The organism is Streptomyces sp. NPDC043867 (assembly GCF_056435845.1).
The window spans coordinates 242,757-259,352 of record NZ_JBWKDS010000003.1; the positions used below are offsets into that span (position 1 = coordinate 242,757).

At 70.8% G+C, this 16,596-nt stretch carries 9 protein-coding genes; 5 read left to right on the top strand and 4 right to left on the bottom strand.

Features of this window, described 5'->3' with window-relative positions:
* Positions 1 to 118 precede the first annotated feature (118 nt).
* Positions 119 to 307, bottom strand: coding sequence for a hypothetical protein (locus tag AC069T_RS04685; RefSeq protein WP_478781322.1), 189 nt, complete (start codon positions 305 to 307; stop codon positions 119 to 121).
* Between the two features lie 79 nt (positions 308 to 386).
* Positions 387 to 518 (bottom strand): hypothetical protein, encoded by a 132-nt coding sequence (locus AC069T_RS04690; RefSeq protein ID WP_478781323.1) that lies wholly within the window; start codon positions 516 to 518, stop codon positions 387 to 389.
* Positions 519 to 556: 38 nt separating this feature from the next.
* Here AC069T_RS04690 and AC069T_RS04695 point away from each other — a divergent pair, with 38 nt between their 5' ends.
* Both AC069T_RS04695 and AC069T_RS04700 read left to right on the top strand, forming a co-directional pair.
* Complete coding sequence (locus AC069T_RS04695) at positions 557 to 2,533, top strand: AAA family ATPase (protein ID WP_478781324.1); 1,977 nt, start codon at positions 557 to 559, stop codon at positions 2,531 to 2,533.
* Complete coding sequence (locus tag AC069T_RS04700; RefSeq protein WP_478781325.1) at positions 2,484 to 2,987, top strand: hypothetical protein; 504 nt, start codon at positions 2,484 to 2,486, stop codon at positions 2,985 to 2,987. Before AC069T_RS04695 ends, AC069T_RS04700 begins: the two co-directional genes overlap by 50 nt.
* 168 nt (positions 2,988 to 3,155) lie before the next feature.
* Here AC069T_RS04700 and AC069T_RS04705 read toward each other — a convergent pair whose 3' ends face one another.
* Positions 3,156 to 7,607: a hypothetical protein gene (locus AC069T_RS04705; protein WP_478781326.1), complete on the bottom strand. Its 4,452-nt coding sequence runs from the start codon at positions 7,605 to 7,607 to the stop codon at positions 3,156 to 3,158.
* Between the two features lie 142 nt (positions 7,608 to 7,749).
* The gene (locus AC069T_RS04710) at positions 7,750 to 12,162 is read right to left on the bottom strand and encodes an AAA family ATPase (RefSeq protein ID WP_478781395.1); all 4,413 of its coding nucleotides are present in this window, start codon (positions 12,160 to 12,162) and stop codon (positions 7,750 to 7,752) included.
* Positions 12,163 to 12,325: 163 nt separating this feature from the next.
* Between AC069T_RS04710 and AC069T_RS04715 the strand changes: the two genes are divergently transcribed.
* The 3 genes from AC069T_RS04715 to AC069T_RS04725 all read left to right on the top strand — a co-directional run bounded on the left by AC069T_RS04715 (position 12,326) and on the right by AC069T_RS04725 (position 16,575).
* Positions 12,326 to 13,189 (top strand): hypothetical protein, encoded by an 864-nt coding sequence (locus AC069T_RS04715; RefSeq protein WP_478781327.1) that lies wholly within the window; start codon positions 12,326 to 12,328, stop codon positions 13,187 to 13,189.
* Positions 13,190 to 13,393: 204 nt separating this feature from the next.
* Entirely contained in the window at positions 13,394 to 14,896 is a 1,503-nt protein-coding gene (locus AC069T_RS04720; RefSeq protein ID WP_478781328.1) for a transcriptional regulator, read from the top strand.
* Positions 14,896 to 16,575, top strand: a complete 1,680-nt coding sequence (locus AC069T_RS04725; protein ID WP_478781329.1) for a helicase associated domain-containing protein — start codon at positions 14,896 to 14,898, stop codon at positions 16,573 to 16,575. The genes AC069T_RS04720 and AC069T_RS04725 overlap by 1 nt, the downstream gene beginning before the upstream one ends.
* Positions 16,576 to 16,596: the final 21 nt, after the last annotated feature.

A 16,596-nucleotide genomic window follows, 5' to 3' on the forward strand; every position in this document is an offset into this window, starting at 1 on the left:
GGGCCGGACCGGCCACCGTGAAGATGACCGGGCCGGATCCCAGCGGCCGGCACGACGGCCGGCTTCAGGAGCACATGGCACGCGAGGGCACCTCTGGCGCCGGGGCCTGCGGCGAGTGTCAGGCCTCGTCGAAGAGGCCTTCCTGCGTTCCGTGCTGGTCGGGAGAATCCGGCTCGGATTCCAAGGTTGCCGGATCGGTCAGGGCCTGACGCAACGCTGTCCGCAGGGCGCGCAGTGACCGCCGGGCACCGAGCAGGACGTCGTCCCGTGCCGAGCGGTCCGGCTTGCGATGGCAGGATGAACGCATGCCCGAAACCCCCGAAAGCCTCCATGCCGACGTGCACGGCGACACGGTCATCGATGCCGACCAACTGGTCCGGATCACCTCACTGCACCGGGGGTTTCTCTACCAGCACCTGTACGCGGCAGCCTGCCTGCTGCGCTTCAAGACGGCCGGCATGCACCGGCTGCTGGTAGAACGCGACGAGGACCTCGAAGCCGTCCTGCCCGGACGCCACCTGTACCTGCAGGTCAAGACCCGCAGCCGGCCCCTGCAGTGGGGAGCATCAGCGGCGCGGTCGACGGCTTCGCTGCGGTGCGTGCCCGCCACACCGAGGGCAAACGCTCAGGGCAGCCGCAGCTGGTCATCGTGGCCAACATGCCGCCCGGCCCGCAACTGGCCGCGAAGATGGAGGCGGCCGACTGGCCCGGCGACGTCACCGTCTTGACCCCGCAGGCGGCCCCGCCGCAGGAGTGGCTTCCCCCGGCCTGGAGCGATCTTGAGGAAGGCATCGCCTGGTGCACCCGCGAAGCCGCGCAGGTTCCCTTCTCCTCCCTGGCGCCGCTTACCCTCGTGTGGAAACTCGCCGCCCGCGTCGTCTATGCCTGCACGGGCCACGGCGACCAGGCCTTCACCGCCGACACCGTCGAGGACCTGCACGAGCAGTTCGTGAAGGAGCTGCAGGCCTTCCCGGTCCTCGCTCATGACTACCTGCCTCAGGCCGACGAGCCTGACCTGCTGACCGACGAGCGGGTGCGCTTGATCACCGGCTTCTCCGGAGCGGGGAAGACCGCCTGGGCCGCCCACGCCGCCCAGCACTGTCCCGAGCCCCTCACCTACTTCGACACGGCCGCGCTCGCCGCAGACGCCGTCGCTGGCGGCCTCGCCCGTGAATTGGCGGCCCAGCACCTGAATGTCGAACAGCGCACAGGTCTGCCGCATGCCTCCGGCCTCGACCTCCTGCGCGCCGTCCACCAGCACCTGACCGGCACACCGGTAGCCGTGGTCCTCGACAACGTCCACCGCCTCAGTGCCGCCGAGCTGAGGCAGATCACCCAAGCGCTGCCCACCGCCCGCCTCGTCCTGCTGGGCCAGCCGCGCCCCGACCAGACCACCCTCACCGCGCACCTGGGCATCACCGGCGAATCCCTCAACGGCTGGAACGCCGACCGGGTGGCCCAAGTCCTCGCCAACGCCGGGGCTCCCGCCGACGTGGCCACCGTCACCCGCCTCATGACCCTCACCGGCGGCCTTCCCCTCTACGTCCACAACGCCGCCCTGCTGGCCCAGAACCACTACGCCCACGACACGGCCCGCATGTGCCAGGCGCTCACCGACCGCCAACACACCGCTCCCACCGCTCAGGACCTCATCCTCGAAGAGACCTTCGAGGGCCTGGCCCCGCAGGCCCAGACCACCGCTTCACTGCTCGCGCTGGCCGAGATCCCGCTCACCGAGGACGAGCTCAGCCGCCTCGCCAAGGAAGCCGGCCTCGGCCCGAGAGACTGCGCGCGAGGCCTGCGTACCCTGGCCGGCCTCGGCATCCTCCAGCGCACCGGAGACGGCCTGACCACCCTGCATGACGCCACCCGCGCCCTCGCGGCCGACTACACCCCTCACCACCCCGACACACAGCACCAGCTCGACCTCACCCTCAGCGGCATCCTCCACAACTCCCTGACCAGCGGCAGCTCTTCGCCCGGGCGTCTGGCCCGCTGGGCACGCCTGCTGGCCCGCACCGAGCAGACCGATCAGCTGCTGCCGCTCGCCAGCCACGACTACTTCTCCGACCAGCCCTTCGCCGCGGACCTCAAGCCAACCCTGCATACCGTGGCCGCCGACCACGACGCCCGGCCCATCGACCGCTTCGACGCCCTCAACGCCTTGGCGACCCTGGCGCTCGACGCCGACGACACATCGGCCCACAGGCAGCTCACCGCCGAGCTCACCGCTCTCGCCGACGCCCACCAGGAGCAGTGGGGCATCAGGGAGACAGTGGTCCTGGCGGGCCATCAGATGCACCAGCACGCCTACGACCGCGACATCCCAGCGCTGAACGCGACCTACCTCGCGGCCCGCTACCGCCCTGCCGAAGAACAGCACCGCCCGGCGCATCCTGCGCTACAACCAGGCCAAATGCCTCTACCAGGCCGGACGCTACACACAGGCCGACACCATCGCCCTCGACCTGGCCGAGACCTACATGGCGCACTTGGGGCTCGACCCCGGCGAGATCGTCGGCGCAACCGTTGAGGAGGTGGCCGCCCTCCTGGAGGCCGACGCTGACCTGGACGACTGCAAGCGCCTCGCCGACTGCCTGTCCCTGTCCGCAGGGTGCAAACGGCATCTGGGCCGACCGTTCGTCCTGGCCGCGGCACACGCCATGAAGTTCTATCAACTGGCCCAGGCATGGCGGCACTTCGTTCACGTCGGACAAGACGTCGCCGACGACCTCGTCGACCTCGGCGACCTGCAGCAGGCCATGAACATCCTCGACGGCGCCCTGCTGCCCGCAGCCCAGCACCAAGGACTGGCCGACCTCGTCATCGCGGTCCGCGCCCAGCGCGCTGTCTTCCTCGCGCGCACCGGCGATTTTGCCGCAGCGCGCACCGAGATCGAAAGCCTGCTCCACTACAACCTGCCGCACCACCAGGCGCAGGAGATCAATAAGCAGAAGGACCTGATCGAAGGCCTGGCACGCGGGTGAACAGCCTATACAGGGCGAACTCAACAAGTGCCTGACCTGGCCTGGGACACCGCCGCGGCAGCACCCTGGTGGCCTGCGCGGTGCGCTGACGCAACTCGCCGGGACACGCGCAGAGTTGCGGCCCCAGCTGCAGATAGCGGCCAGGGCCCGCCTGGCAGTCTTCCCGGCTCAGGCTGGTGGAACGCTGCCGTCCAGAGCGGCGATGCCTGCGGGGCCGGCGATCCAAAGGCGGTGGCTTTCACCGGTATATCGGTGGGCGAGGCCGGTGACCGGGGCGGCGGTGAGCAGGGTGTGGACGACGTCGCGGGTGTGCGGGTCCCACAGCTGCACGCCGGTGCCGCCGCCCGTGGCGAGCAGGGGGCGCTGACCCCGTGCGGTGACGGCGGTCAGCGTGCTGATCGGTGCAGGGGTCTCGAGAGTGGCATACGCGGACATGTCGTCCCACAGGGTGACCTGGTGGCCACCCGCCACCGCCAGCAGCGGGCCGTGGGACGCGCGGGGGAGCGAGGCCATGAGGCGGGCCGAACCCCGGCCGGGAATATGGCCTTCGGTCAGGAACTCTCCGGAAGCCAGGTCCCAGAAGAGCAGAACGTTGCTGGCGCCGCCGACGATGACCTGGCCGCGGCGCGCGCCCCGGTCCCAGACATACAGGCTGCCGGGCGGCCATGTCTGTTTCCACCCGGTGGACTCCGAGGGCATCTGCCAGATGGGCACTTGAGGCACGTGCCAGACCAGGTCGCCGCCGGAGGTGAACAGGTGCAGGCCCTGAGGGTCGGCAACCACCAGGGCGGGGGTGCCGTCGGGCAGTGCGGCGGTGCACCACGCCGACCGTGCTGCCAGGGGCACGGTGCCGACGGACTGCTCCTTGCGCACGTCCCAGGCGGTGATCTCGGTCTGCGTCATCACGGCCAGCAGACTGCCGTCCGCCCGGCCCGGGAACGGCTGAAGAGAGTGCACGGACTCGCCGGGCAGTTTCGACCACAGGAGACCGCTGTCGGTGTCCAACAGGACAGCCCGTCTTGACCGGACACCGGCGAGCAGGCCGGGGGAGCGGCCGTTGGCGAGCAAGTGCAGGTTCCGCAGATGGTCGGGAGCCCGTGCCGGCCGGCCGCGCTGGCCGTCACGGGTGGCTGCCGCTGCGCGGGAGGCCGCGGTGAAGGGCGCGGCCAGGCGGATTCCCCCCTCTCCCACTGTGGCCACCGTCCACGACCTGTCCCTGCCCTGCGGCACGCCGGCAACCGCACGGATACCGTCGTCGGTGACAGTGCCCAGGCGGTAGCCGTCGGCGGGAGACCGGGACAGATCGTGGAGACGGATGGTGAGGCCGTCTTTGACACCCAGCACACGGTGGCCGTCAGGTCCGGTGAGGGCGTACAGATCCTGTGCCGACCCGGCCAGGCCTGAAAGCCGCTGGCCGCTGTAGGGGTCCCACACGTACATGCCGTACTTGAACCCGTGCGGTGTCACCAGCACGTCATGCCCGTCGGGGCCGCGCACCGCAGCCAGGGCGCGGCTGGTGAACTGGTGCGGCAGCGCCAACTGCCGCACGTGCGGGGACTGCGGGTCGCACACCATCACACTGCGTGCCTGCGGGCCGGGGTAGGCCAGCATGGCGGGCTCACCCGTGCCGTGCACCACCACGAGGTCGGCCGTCCGCGGGGGTGCCACCTCATGGGGCAGCTTGTGCAGCTGTCCCTCGGCGGGCCGCCACAGCCAGATGCGGTGGTCCGCCAGGATGGCGATGAGCCACTCCTCATCGCCGTCCTGGAGCACCCGGACCGCTTGCAGCCCGCGCAACGGCGTGCCGTGGGACGCCTGCACCGAGGCCAGGCAGCGGCCCGAGAGTGGATCCCACACCGCCGCGCTCTCGTACGACGCGGTGGCCAGGAACGTCCGCCCGCCGCGGCCGGCCACCACCGCCAGGTCCCGTATCTGCGGGATACGGATGTGGATCAGCCGTTGGCCGGTGGCGCTGTCCCATACGTCGACGCCCCCACCAGACGCCGCGGCGACCATGGCCCGTCCGTCGGCGGTGCCAAACGCGGACAGCCCGCGCACCGATCTACCCACCGAGCCCAGGACATTCGTTCTCGACCGCCACTGCGACCAGGCCGTCGTCCACGCTGGCCGAAGAGGGGAGAAGTCCGCCTCGGGCAGCGGCAGCGTCCCCTGTGCGTCCGTCAGATCGCTCAGTGCCGCACGCTGGAAGGCGATGCTCGACAAACGTGAGGCCTCATCGACGGTGGCATCCACAAACGGCTCGATCAGGGCGGCGGCGACCAGGGTGGGCCGGCCCATGTCGTGCACCGGCAACGGCAGCCGCAGCCGTGCCCGCACCGTGCCCGACGTCTCCTGCACCAGCAGACTGGCCGGTACGTGCTCGTCGTCCAGGACCGTTCCGGCCTCGGCATGGGCGAGAAGATGTCTCAGCACATACGGATGGGCCGGCAGCGGGGCTGCCGCCCGTGCCAGACGGGCCAGTTCGAGAGCGATGCCGCGGTGCGTGCGCTGAACCCCGTCCAGCCCGCAGAGCCCCGGTGCCGGCATGCCGTTCAAAGTGAGCAGGGACGCCGGCTGGTTCAGCAGGGCTTCGGCCACCCGCTGGTGGACGGGCCGGTAGGTGGCCCGGCCGTCCTCCACACCGTGGGCCAGGTAGCCGGCCAGTCGGCTGGCGTGCACGACGCGGATGGCCTCGCCGAGACTGGCATCCTGCGGGGCGCCCGGGCCCAGTACCCCGCGCACGGCGGCCGGCCACACCTCCGCCCAGGGAAGGCCGCTGCCCTGGCCGAACGCCGTGGCCCGCAGTACGGCCAGCAGCACATCGCTGCGCACCTGATGGTCGTGCGCCACGTGCTGGATGTCCGCGCGCAGCAGCGCGGCCGTGCCGGACTCCAGCCGTGACTGCCACGCCTGATCACCGAGGTCCTGGACCCGCGCGGCGGTCCGTAGCTGTGCGGCAGCCAGCCGGGCATCCAGGAACGACGGCCACACCGCCGATGCGACCAGCCGTGCGGTCGCATCGGCGGCAGCCGGATCCCGCCGGTACGGGCTGTGCTTCCCGCCCATCAGCAGGGCACGGGCATAGACGGCGATGTCCTCGGTGCTGTCCGGCTGATCCGTGCGCAGCAGCCGGCATGCCACCGGCTGCTGCCCGGTGGTGTCCTCCAGCGCCTCTTGCAGGCCGGTCAGCAGCCGGTCCGCCCGATCATCACGCAGCCGGCGCACATCGTCCGCGCGGACGGGGAAAGAACTGCGCAGTCCCAGCAGCAGCCGCACGGTCGTAGCCCCGTCCGCTCCCCGTTGCCGGGCCAGCGGTACCACAACGTCGCTGATGCACGCCAGCGGCTCACTCGCCTCGTCCAAGCCGTCGACGACCACTGTTACCGGCCGCCCCAGCGTTGCCGACCGCTTGCCCACCAGCCTCAGCAGCACCTGCAGCGGAGGACTGTCACCCCAGGGCCCCGCATGGCCAAGCGCCCGCAGCAGATCCTCGATCAGACCCAGCGAGGTCTTCGCTCGCGCCAGGACCGCCGCATCCACCGCCCCCGCGCTCGGGCGCATCCCCTCGGGCACCCGCCCCAGCGCGTCCCGGAAATCGGGCACATCCAAGAACACCGGATCGCTGAGAGTGACCAGCCGGGCCAGCAGTCCGGACTTGCCCGAGCCGGCCGCCCCGGTGACCGCCAGCACACCCGAACCCTCGCGCACGAAGCCGACCAGCTCGCGCATCAGCACACCGCGGCCGCTGAAATACCATCCGGCATCGTCATCACCCGCACGTCCCGACGCGCGAGACACCCAGTACTGCAGCGACTCGCGGGACAGCGACACCTCCCGCCGCGCCGTACCCACCACCGGATCCACCGGCCGGTAGCCCGGGTTGGGCAGACACGCGCTCAACACCGGTTTACGCGAGCGGGGCCACACCCATACCGGTTCGATCAGCTCCGGGTGCTCCTCACCCACTTCGGCGAGCAGCCGCTCCCACTCGGCCAGCGACAGATGCGAGTTGACATACCCCGAAGCCTCGTCCGCCGCCCTCTCCAACCCCAGCGCGATCAGCTTCGTGAACTCACCCACATACGGCTGCTCGTGCACATCACCGCTGGTGATCACCGCGAGGGTGGGCAGCTTGCGGCGGGCGGCCGTCAAGTCATTGACCAGCGCGGCGACTTCCGCGCCGAGCGCGCCGGCGAAACACGAGTCCACCAGCACCAGTACGTGCTCGGCCTCGCTGTCCAAGACCGCCCCGATCAGCTCCCGCGTCGGGAACGCCGTCCCCACCAGACGACGCGGATCGGTCGAGGCAAACGTCAGGTAGTGGTGGTTGGCCGCGCTCGTCACCCCGTGCCCGGTGATGTAGACCACCAGCGCCTCGTCGTCTGCGGCCGCGGCCAGGTTCTCCTCCAGCAGGAACCGGCGCAGATCCCGTGCCTGCTCCAACTTCACCGGCCGCGAGACTTTGAACCGGTCCGCATCCGGCAGATCTGGGGCGGCCAGCCAGTCCGTCGCTACCGACACCTGAGCGGCCACGGCCCGGGCGAAGTCCTCGTCGTCGTCCCCGTAGTCGTCCACACTGACCACGACAAGCTGCCGCGCCGCCGTCACCGGCCCGCTCACCCGCACCCTCACTCCGTGTCCCGCACTCCATCCGCTCCGGCTGACTTTAGCGACCGGGCACCGACGAAACCCACTGATCTGCGGTCACCCACCCCTCGGGCATCGGTACCCGCCGTCCGCCCGAGATCGTCAATACCGTTCCTCACGGCGACTCTGCCTGCAGCGGCCAGCCCAGGGTGGCAAGCCCCGCCGGCCCGCCGATGTGCACGTGCTGCGTGCGGTCGGCGGTGTGCACGATGTTGGTGACCGGTGCCGCGGTGAGCAGGGAATGCACGAGGCGCCCGGTAAGGGGGTCCCACAGCCGCATGCCGGTGCCGTTTCCGGCTGCCAGCAGCCAGGCCCCCGCAGGCTGGGGAAGCGGGGTCATCACCGTGGTGTACGGGGTGTCGACCCGGTTGATCGGGTTCCAACCCCGGGGATCCCAGAACGCGATCTCGTGGGGCGTGGCGATGGCGACCGCGACACCGCCCTGGGGCAGAGGGACAAGACAGAGCGCAGTGATCATGTTGCGGTAGGCCAGCGTGCTCTCGTCTACGAGTTCGCCACTGACCACGTCCCACACCAGCAGCCGGGAGCGCACGGTCCCCATCACCAGGCAGCGCCCAGCGGGGGAGGGAAGCGCCAGCAGTGCGCTGACGCGCTGCCCGCCGTCGGGCAGCCCCGTCACCTCGCCGGAACCGGCATCCACGATGACCGCTCCGGTGTTGCCGGCCACCACGACCACGGGTCGGCCACCAGGAAGCCGCACGGCACAGCAGCGGTTCAGCTCGAACGAGCCGCTCACGATCGGCTTGGCAACATCCCGCCCGGGGTGCCACAGATGAATGCCCTTCCTGTCGCCCACCACCACAGTGGGCTCAGTATCCGAGCCGGGCACTGCTTCCAGGAACGTCACGGGGGAGGGATGCTCGTAGCAATCGAGGCATTGGCCGGTGGCGGCGTCGAGGATCTCCACCATGCAGGCCGTGGGAACGGCCAGCCGCTGCGCGCCGTCGGCCGACACCAGCGCGGTCATCATGCGCGCTGCCGCCAAGGCCCGTGGTGGCTCGGTCACTTGCGGGAGCCGTCGGGAGGGAGGCGTGTTCTGCCCGGCCCGGTGCAGCAGGACGCCCTCGTCGCCGCTCACCGCAAGCTTCCAAGCTTCACCCGGGCCGGGAACGCCGGCGAACATCGCTCGTGGCTGCGCCGGATACGCTCCTACCTGCCGTGGCTTGGGCCGGGACACGTCCCATACCTCGATAGCGTCGTCCGTGACGATGCCCGCCAGGCTGGCACCGCCGCCAGCGGCCAAGGCCACCACACGCTGGCCCGCAACGGGCAACCGGTCCACCTCTACGCCAGCCCGAAAGTCGGTCTCGAAGAGGTCGCCCTGGAAGGGGTCGACCAGCGTTACCGGCCCGTCCTGGCCGCGCAGCACGGCCAGCAGATCGCCTCCGGACGGCCCCCGTACGGCAGCCACGGACCGCGCCGTGGAAAACGGAAGGTGCAGGGACAGAACCTCGCCGGTCAGGGGATCGAACAGCACCCACCCGGCACGATGCCGCTTGCACAAGTGATAGCCCCGGCCCTGCGGGTCACGGACCCAGGTCAGCCGCTCCGGGAGGCGGAGATCATCGGGCAGGCGTACCGGGCGGACCACCCCCTCCGACGGCTGCCACAGAACCAGCTCGTCCCGCCCGCTGGCCACCACCATCGTCCACCGGGCGGCACCATCACGTGCCACCGTCACCAGGCGCACGCTGGGCAGCTCCAGGCCCGCCAACTGGCGGCCCGAGAGCGGGTCGAACACCACCGTGCTGCGGGGCCCGGCCGCCACCAGGAAGGGACGCCCACTGGTGCCCTTCGCGACGGTCAGCGCATGGGCCACACCACTATTGATCCGGGTGAGCTGTTGGCCCGTCGCAACGTCCCAGATGCCGATGCCGGCACGGGTACTGGCGGCGAGCAAACGGCGGCCGTCCAGCGTCCTCAGCGAGCACAGGGCGTGCACCCGGCCGACCGGGGAAGCCACCACATTGGCACGTGCCTGCCAGCGTCCCCACCGCGTATCCAACTCCGCCCCGAGGGGGCGGGCGGAAGGAAGAGGCAACGCCGGCACGGGACTGCCGTCCCAGTCCGCCGCATCGTTGGCCGCCAGGTGGAAGGCGATGCTGCTGAAGCGGGAGGGGGCATCAACCGCGTCATCCAGGAAAGGCTCGATCAACCCGGCCGACGTGAGAACCCTGCGCCGGGTGTCCCCCACCGGCAGCGGCAGACCCAGCCGTCCGCGCAGCGATCCCGAGCTCTCCCAGACCGCCAGCTCCATAGGCATGATCGAATCGTCCAGCGCGTGGCCTTCTTCGGCGTGTGCCACCGTGTGGCGGCGCACGTAAGGATGCGGTGCCAGGCGGCCGCCCTGCTGCGCCAGCCGGGCGCACGCCTCGGCGATGGCACGGTGCACCTGCTCCGCGGGCCGCGCATCCTCCATCTCTGCAGCCCACGGTTCGGGAACGCCTGCGAGTGGATCCACGGTCAGCGAGCCGGGTTCGGTCTGGAGCACCTCGGCGACCCGCTGGTGAGCCGGCCGGTAGGTGACCCGGCCGTCCTCCTCGCCCACGGCGAGGTAACCGATCAGGCGGCTGTGCCGCACCGTGCGGATCACCGCATCGATCTCGCCAGCAGGCGGTGCATCCGGGCCAAGGACCGCCGCGGCCACCGCCGGCCACACTTCCGCCCACGGCAACCCGGCACCCTGAGCGAAAGCGGTGGCCCGCAGCACCGCCAGCAGCAGCCGCAGGCCGATGTCCTGATCCGCGGCCACCTGCCGCAGATCGCTGCCGAGCAGCGCAGTCGTTCCGGCCAGCAGCCGGCCGCGCCAGCGGGGATCTTGCACATCCTGCCGGTCGGCTGCGGACCTCAACTGAGCGGCGGCCAGCCGGGCATCGAGGAACGACGGTGTCACCGCCTGCGCGATCACCCCCGCCGCCTCGGCGGCCGCCGAAGCATGGCCGGCATACGGGCTGGACTCCTGCGCCTCCAGCACCATCTGCACGTAGGCGGTGATGTCCTCGGCGGTCGGCACACCGTCCGTGCGCAGCAGGGCCAGCGGCACGGGGCCCTCACCCATCCCCGCTTGCAGGACGGCGTGCAGGAAGCCCAGCAGTTGATCGGCCGCGGCATCCTGCAGCCTGCCGTCCTCGACGTCCTGGGCCGAACTGCGCATCCCCAGCACCAAGCGCACCGCCGGCTGCCCGTCCGCAGCACGCAGCCGGGCCAGCGGAGCGATCACATCGGACAGACAGGCGGTGGGCTCCTGCGCCTCATCCAGCCCGTCGACCACGATGGTCACCGGCCCTGTCCCGCCCGCACAGGCAGCGGCGACATGGTCCAGCAGCGCCTGCAAAGGAGGTTCGCCTCCTGCAGTACTGGCAGCGAGGGCGGCCATCAGGCCCTCGATCAGCGCCAGGGACGACTTCCCCCGCGCCAGCACGGCCGCGTCCACCGCGCCTACCTCCGGGCACAGCGGTGCTGGAATCGTCAGTACCATGTCGGCGAACCGGGACTCGGTGACAAACAGCGGATCGCTCAGGGTGACCAGTCGGGCCAGCAGCGCCGACTTGCCCGAGCCGGCCGCCCCGGTCACCACCAGCACCCCCGCACCCGAGTGGACGAACTCCACCAGTGCTTGCATCAAGGTCTGGCGCCCGCTGAAGTACCAGCCCGGATCGTCATCGTCGGTGCGGCCCGAGGCCCGGGCCAGCCAGTACTGTTCAAGCGCGGATGCCGACAGCGACACCGACTGCCGCGGGGCCTCCACGACCTGCTCCTGCGGCTGGTAGCGGGGGTTGGGCAGGCACAGGCTCGGTTCGCTGCGGCGGGAATCGGGCCACACCCACAAAGCCCGCACCAGGCCCGGGTTCTCATCCCCGACCGTGTTGAGGAGTTTCTCCCACTCCTCGAACGACAGGTAGGGGGCCGTGAAGCCTGCCGACTCGTCCCTGGCCCTGTCCAGCGCCAGTTGGAGCAGCCGGGTGAACTCACCCAGCCGCGGCTCTTGTTCGAAATCACCACTGGTGATCACCGCAAGGGTCTTCAGCTTCCGCCGCTGGGCACACAGCTCCTCGAACAGTGAGGCGAGTTCGCTCCTGAGGCTGCCAGCGAAGCACGCGTCGACCAGCACCAGCACGTGGTCCGCTTCGCTGTCCATGACCTGTGTGACCAGTTCACTCGTGGGAAACGCGGTCCCCAGCAACCGGTCCCGCTCCGTGTAGCCGAAGGTCAGGAAGTGACGCTGTGACCGGCCCCGAAGACCATGTCCGGTGATGTAGACGACTAGCGTTTCGTCCCACTCGGCCTGAGCCAGCGCCTGATCAGACAGGAACGCGCGCAAATCCTCCGGCTGGGTCAGCTCTTTGGCCTGCGCGACCTCGAATCGCCGTTGCGCCCCCAGCGCCGGATCGGCCAGCCAGCCAGTGATCGTCTCCACCTGAGCCCGGATCCCGGCGGTGAACTTCTCGTCATCTGTGAAGTAGTCATCGACCGCGACAACCACCAACCGCCGTGGACCCGGCGCCATCAAATCCAACCCGCCCCCCTCACAGCACACGTTGCCCGAGCACTCTAACCACCACCCTCGCCAGCCTCTTGCACGGCCATACCCCTCACATCCGACCGGATACGATCCGCTCAGCCACAACAGCCCGGCAATTGCCAGGCCGCAGGTCAAGAGGGGACAGAAGGTGAGCGTGCACATCGTCGGGATTCACGGCATCTGGCAGGGCAATACCAACGCCCGGAAGCTCTCGGCCGACTGGGCCAGCGCTCTGACCAAGGGCCTGCGCACCCACCATGGGCCCGCCTGCCCTGTCCCGCCGCTGAACGTGGCCTACTACGGCAACCTCTTCCGCACGCCCAGCCAGCGCTTGGGCGCCGAGGACAGCAGCCCCTTGGTCGACGACGCCGAGCCCTTCACAGACGACGAGGAAGCATTCGTCGTCGAAACTCTCGCCCTGTACACCCCACCTGGCCTTGACCCCGAACAACTCGAGACCGAAACCCTCGGCCTGGGCATCCCCTATACGCCCCGTCCTATCGCCCAAGCCCTGGCCGCCGCCGACCGCAAAATCGGTCGCGACATGGGTCGCCTCCTCCTGCGTTTCATCCGCCAGGTCTACCGCTACCTGCACCACGACATCGGTGAGCGCATCCGAGACGAAGTCCGAACCGAACTGCACCGCCCCGAGCCCCGCCTGGTCATCGCGCACTCCCTGGGCAGCATCATCGCTTTCGACATGCTCACCCGCGCCGACGTCGGCCCCGGCCCTGACGGCCTGACCACCCTGGTCACCTGCGGGTCGCCCCTCGCCTGGCCCACCATCCGCCACTCGCTGGGCCAGGACGGCTCCCTGCACCTGCCCGACGGCATCGACTGGATGAACCTCCATGCCGCCGGTGACATCGTCGCCCAGAGCGGACTGGCGGCCGTCGTCCCGGGCATCCGCGACGAACTCGTCCGCAACGGCATCGGCGAACCACACGCCGCCAGCCGCTACCTCGCCCAACAGCCGCTCGCCGACCTCATCATGAAAACCAGCACCCTCTGAGCCCCAGCACCGCCTCCCGTCCCTGTCCCGCCTGCAGGTACCCGACGTCGCCAGTCCAGCCAACTCATCGGCGGGCGAGGGGAGTTCACTCCACCCTCCTGCCTCCCGCATGGCGCTTGTGCCCTTAATAGTGATCACAACCGGCGCCAGGGCGGCTCAGCCCGGCTGCGGTCCGCTGTGACGAACTCCTGGAACAGGACAGCCATGGGCGCATTCGAGGCCATCGACGAACTCATCACCACTGCTCGCATCCCGCTCCCCGCCCCCGGCCGGCGCCGCCTCATACGCCAGCAGCTCTACCTCGCGGCCGACCAGGTCGCGCATGCCTGCGGCGTCGACACCGGCACCCTGGAGGCATGGGAGGCCGGCCAGGAACCAGCCGGAGCCCACCGCGCCCGCTACACCCACTTCCTCACCGGCGGGGCAGCACGCCTCAGCCTCCTGGACGACGGGAGCGAACCGGCCTACGCCCAGGCCGAGTTACCCATGAGCGAAACCACCGGGGACACCGGCCCACCGGCAGCAGCTGACGGAATCCTCCGCACCGCGCAGCCCTGCGTCCTGTGCGGTCGCCCGGCCCATCAGCAGGTCGCCGGATTCCCCCAGCACCTCACCCCCGAAGACTGCCTGCACGCCGCGCCAGCCACCCCGGCGGTCCACATCCCCCCACCCCGCAGCGCAGCCCCGGCCCCCTCCAGCCCGCCCGCCCCTGCCTCCGCGCCGCCTGCGGCCGCACCCCGGCCGGCACGACCGGTCCGCGAGCCCCGCTACCTCGACCCGCAGGAACTCATCACCGCCGCCGTCGACGAGGCACACGCCGCCCACCCCGGCGATCCGGCCGAAGCCCTGAAGACGCTGAGGCTTCGTGCCATCCCCGACGCCATGCGCCTGCTGGAACTCTCCCGCAGAAACGGCCGCTACGACGTCGTCCACCACCCGCCGCTGCCGGACATCCTGCGCCGCCCCAGCGCCGATGAACCCGACCAGATCTGGGAGGCGCGCCCCCACTGGCGACGCCCGCACCTGCCGCCCGGCGAGCACCAGGTCAGCGCACTCGACGTCAACGGCGCCTACCTCAGCGCCCTGCAGACCCACCTCCCGCTCGGACGCCTCGAACACAGCACCAGCGGCCACCACGACGCCAAACGCGCCGGGGTCCACCTGATCACACCGCCCGACTGGGCCCACGGCGACGTCCTGCCCAACCCCATCGGCCAGCGGGACGAGCCCGGGCCCCTGTGGGTCACCGAACCCACCCTGCGGCTGCTGCTGCGCCTGTCCGGCCGTCACGGCCTGTGCGAGGCGCCCCGCATCCACGAGTCCTACACCTCCGGCTGCACCGAGAATCTGCTCGCCAAGTTCCGCATCGTCCTGCGTGATGCCCGCCAGCGCGCCCTGGACACCGGGGACGATCTCACCCGCGAGTACGTGAAGGCCATGTACGCCAAGTTCGTCTCGACGCTGGGGGAGTCGAACGCCAACCGGGAGCTGTGCCGGCCCGGCTGGATGCACCTCATCCGCTCCCAGGCCTTCGCCATGCTCTGGATGAAAGCCCACAAGGCCCACCAGGCAGGCCTGGCCGTCGTCCAGGTCAGTGGCACCGACGAACTCCACGTGACCGGCGACTGGCGGGCCGTTTTCACCTCCGGCCGCGGCCTGAGCGACCTCAAGGCGAAAGAGACCTACACCCTCCACGGAAGCGTCTGATGCCCGACTCCCCTCGCAGCGGATACCCCCAGGACTCGGACCCGGCCACCGGCCGGCCGGTACAGCAACCCGGCCCGGACTTCGGCGACCAGCCCGCCACTCCCGCAGGTGAGCGGGTCCTGGCCGCCGCCCGCCGCTTCCACCAGCGCACGGGCCACCTCACGGTCCCCTCGGATTGGCAGGAAGACGGCGTCCGCCTGGGCGCTGCCCTGGCACGTCTGCGCGCCGGCCACCGCCGCGGCCGCGCCGACCCCGTCCTGCTGCGCGCTCTCGAACAGCTCGGCTTCACCCTCGACCCGCACCAGGCGCGAGAAGAACGCAACCTGGCCGCCGTCACCCACTACGCCCGCCGGCATGGCCACCTGCTGCCGAGAGGCGACGAGAGCGTCCACCACGACGGACACACCATCGCCATCGGCCAGCTGATGGAGCGCTGGCGCACCGCCGCCGAACGCGCCGCCCACCCCGACCGGACCGACCGGCTGAACGCGCTCGGCGTGCCGTGGCTGCCGCCCGGACAGCTGACCGTACCGGCCTACCGCCGCCTGGTGGAACTGCAGCACCTGCTGGAAGGCCCCGACACGACCCGGCACCTGAGCAGCAGCCGCACGACCAAGGACATCGTCGACTGGCTGCGCAAGCAGATGACGTCCTGGGACAAGCTCGGCCACGCGCAGCGCTCCGCCCTGCAGGCGATGACCGGCGGCCCCGAGGCCTTCGCCCGCCCGCGCACCGACCTCTCCGGCCGCCCCTTCGACGAACTGGTCGCCGCCTGCCGCCAGTACCTCACCGACGTCGGCCCCCTGTACGGGGCCGACGCGACACTCCTGGTCCACCCCGACCACCACGTGCTGATCGGCACCGCCCTGATCCCGCTGCACCACCGCCTGCGCCGGTACACGAACAGGTGGCAGACCCTCACCTCCCGCCAGCGCACCGTCCTGACCCGTCTCGGCGTGCCCGCCGCCCCGACCGCCGCCCCGACCGCCGGGGCACCGGCCCAGCCCGGCGCCCCCCTGGCAGACCCGCTCGCCGTCCACACCACCCCCGCCACGGCGGCGCCCCCACGGCCTGCCCCCACCCCCGTGTCGCCGGGGGCCGGGCGCCGGGCCTGGGAGGATGCCGGCAAGTTCGGCGCCGACGGCATCAGCGGCGCAGCCGCACTGGCCCACCAGCTCGACCGGCTCGCCCCCGACGGCCCCCGCGACCCCGTCACCACCCGTCGCGGCCTGAGCGTGCGCCTGCGCTACCTGCTGTGGGAGAACCAGGGCTTGCCCTGGCTGCGCGCGGCCGGCATCACCGTCACCGAACGCACCCTGGCGCAGTGGGCCCGCGGTACCCGCACCCCCGCCGACACCCACCTGCTGCTGATCGACCGGGCGTTTTGGGCCTTCCACCGCCACACCGTCGCCGCCGACCTCAAGCGCCGTCTGTGGCGCGAGGGCACCGGCACCCGCATCGAGATCCACCCGGTCGACCAGCAAGCGGTCGCCCCCAACCGGCGCCGCGCACTGAACATCCGCACCAAGAACGTACGCCGCGAGTGGGAGCACATCGTGGACGCCTGGCACCACGGTGACCAGGGCGGCCTGGAACGCGCATGGGAGAACATCACGGACGACCTCGGCTCCGACGGCGCCGGCTACCTCAACGTGAGGCACGTGGGCTTCGGCGCCTGACCGGCACCAGCTCCACCGCCG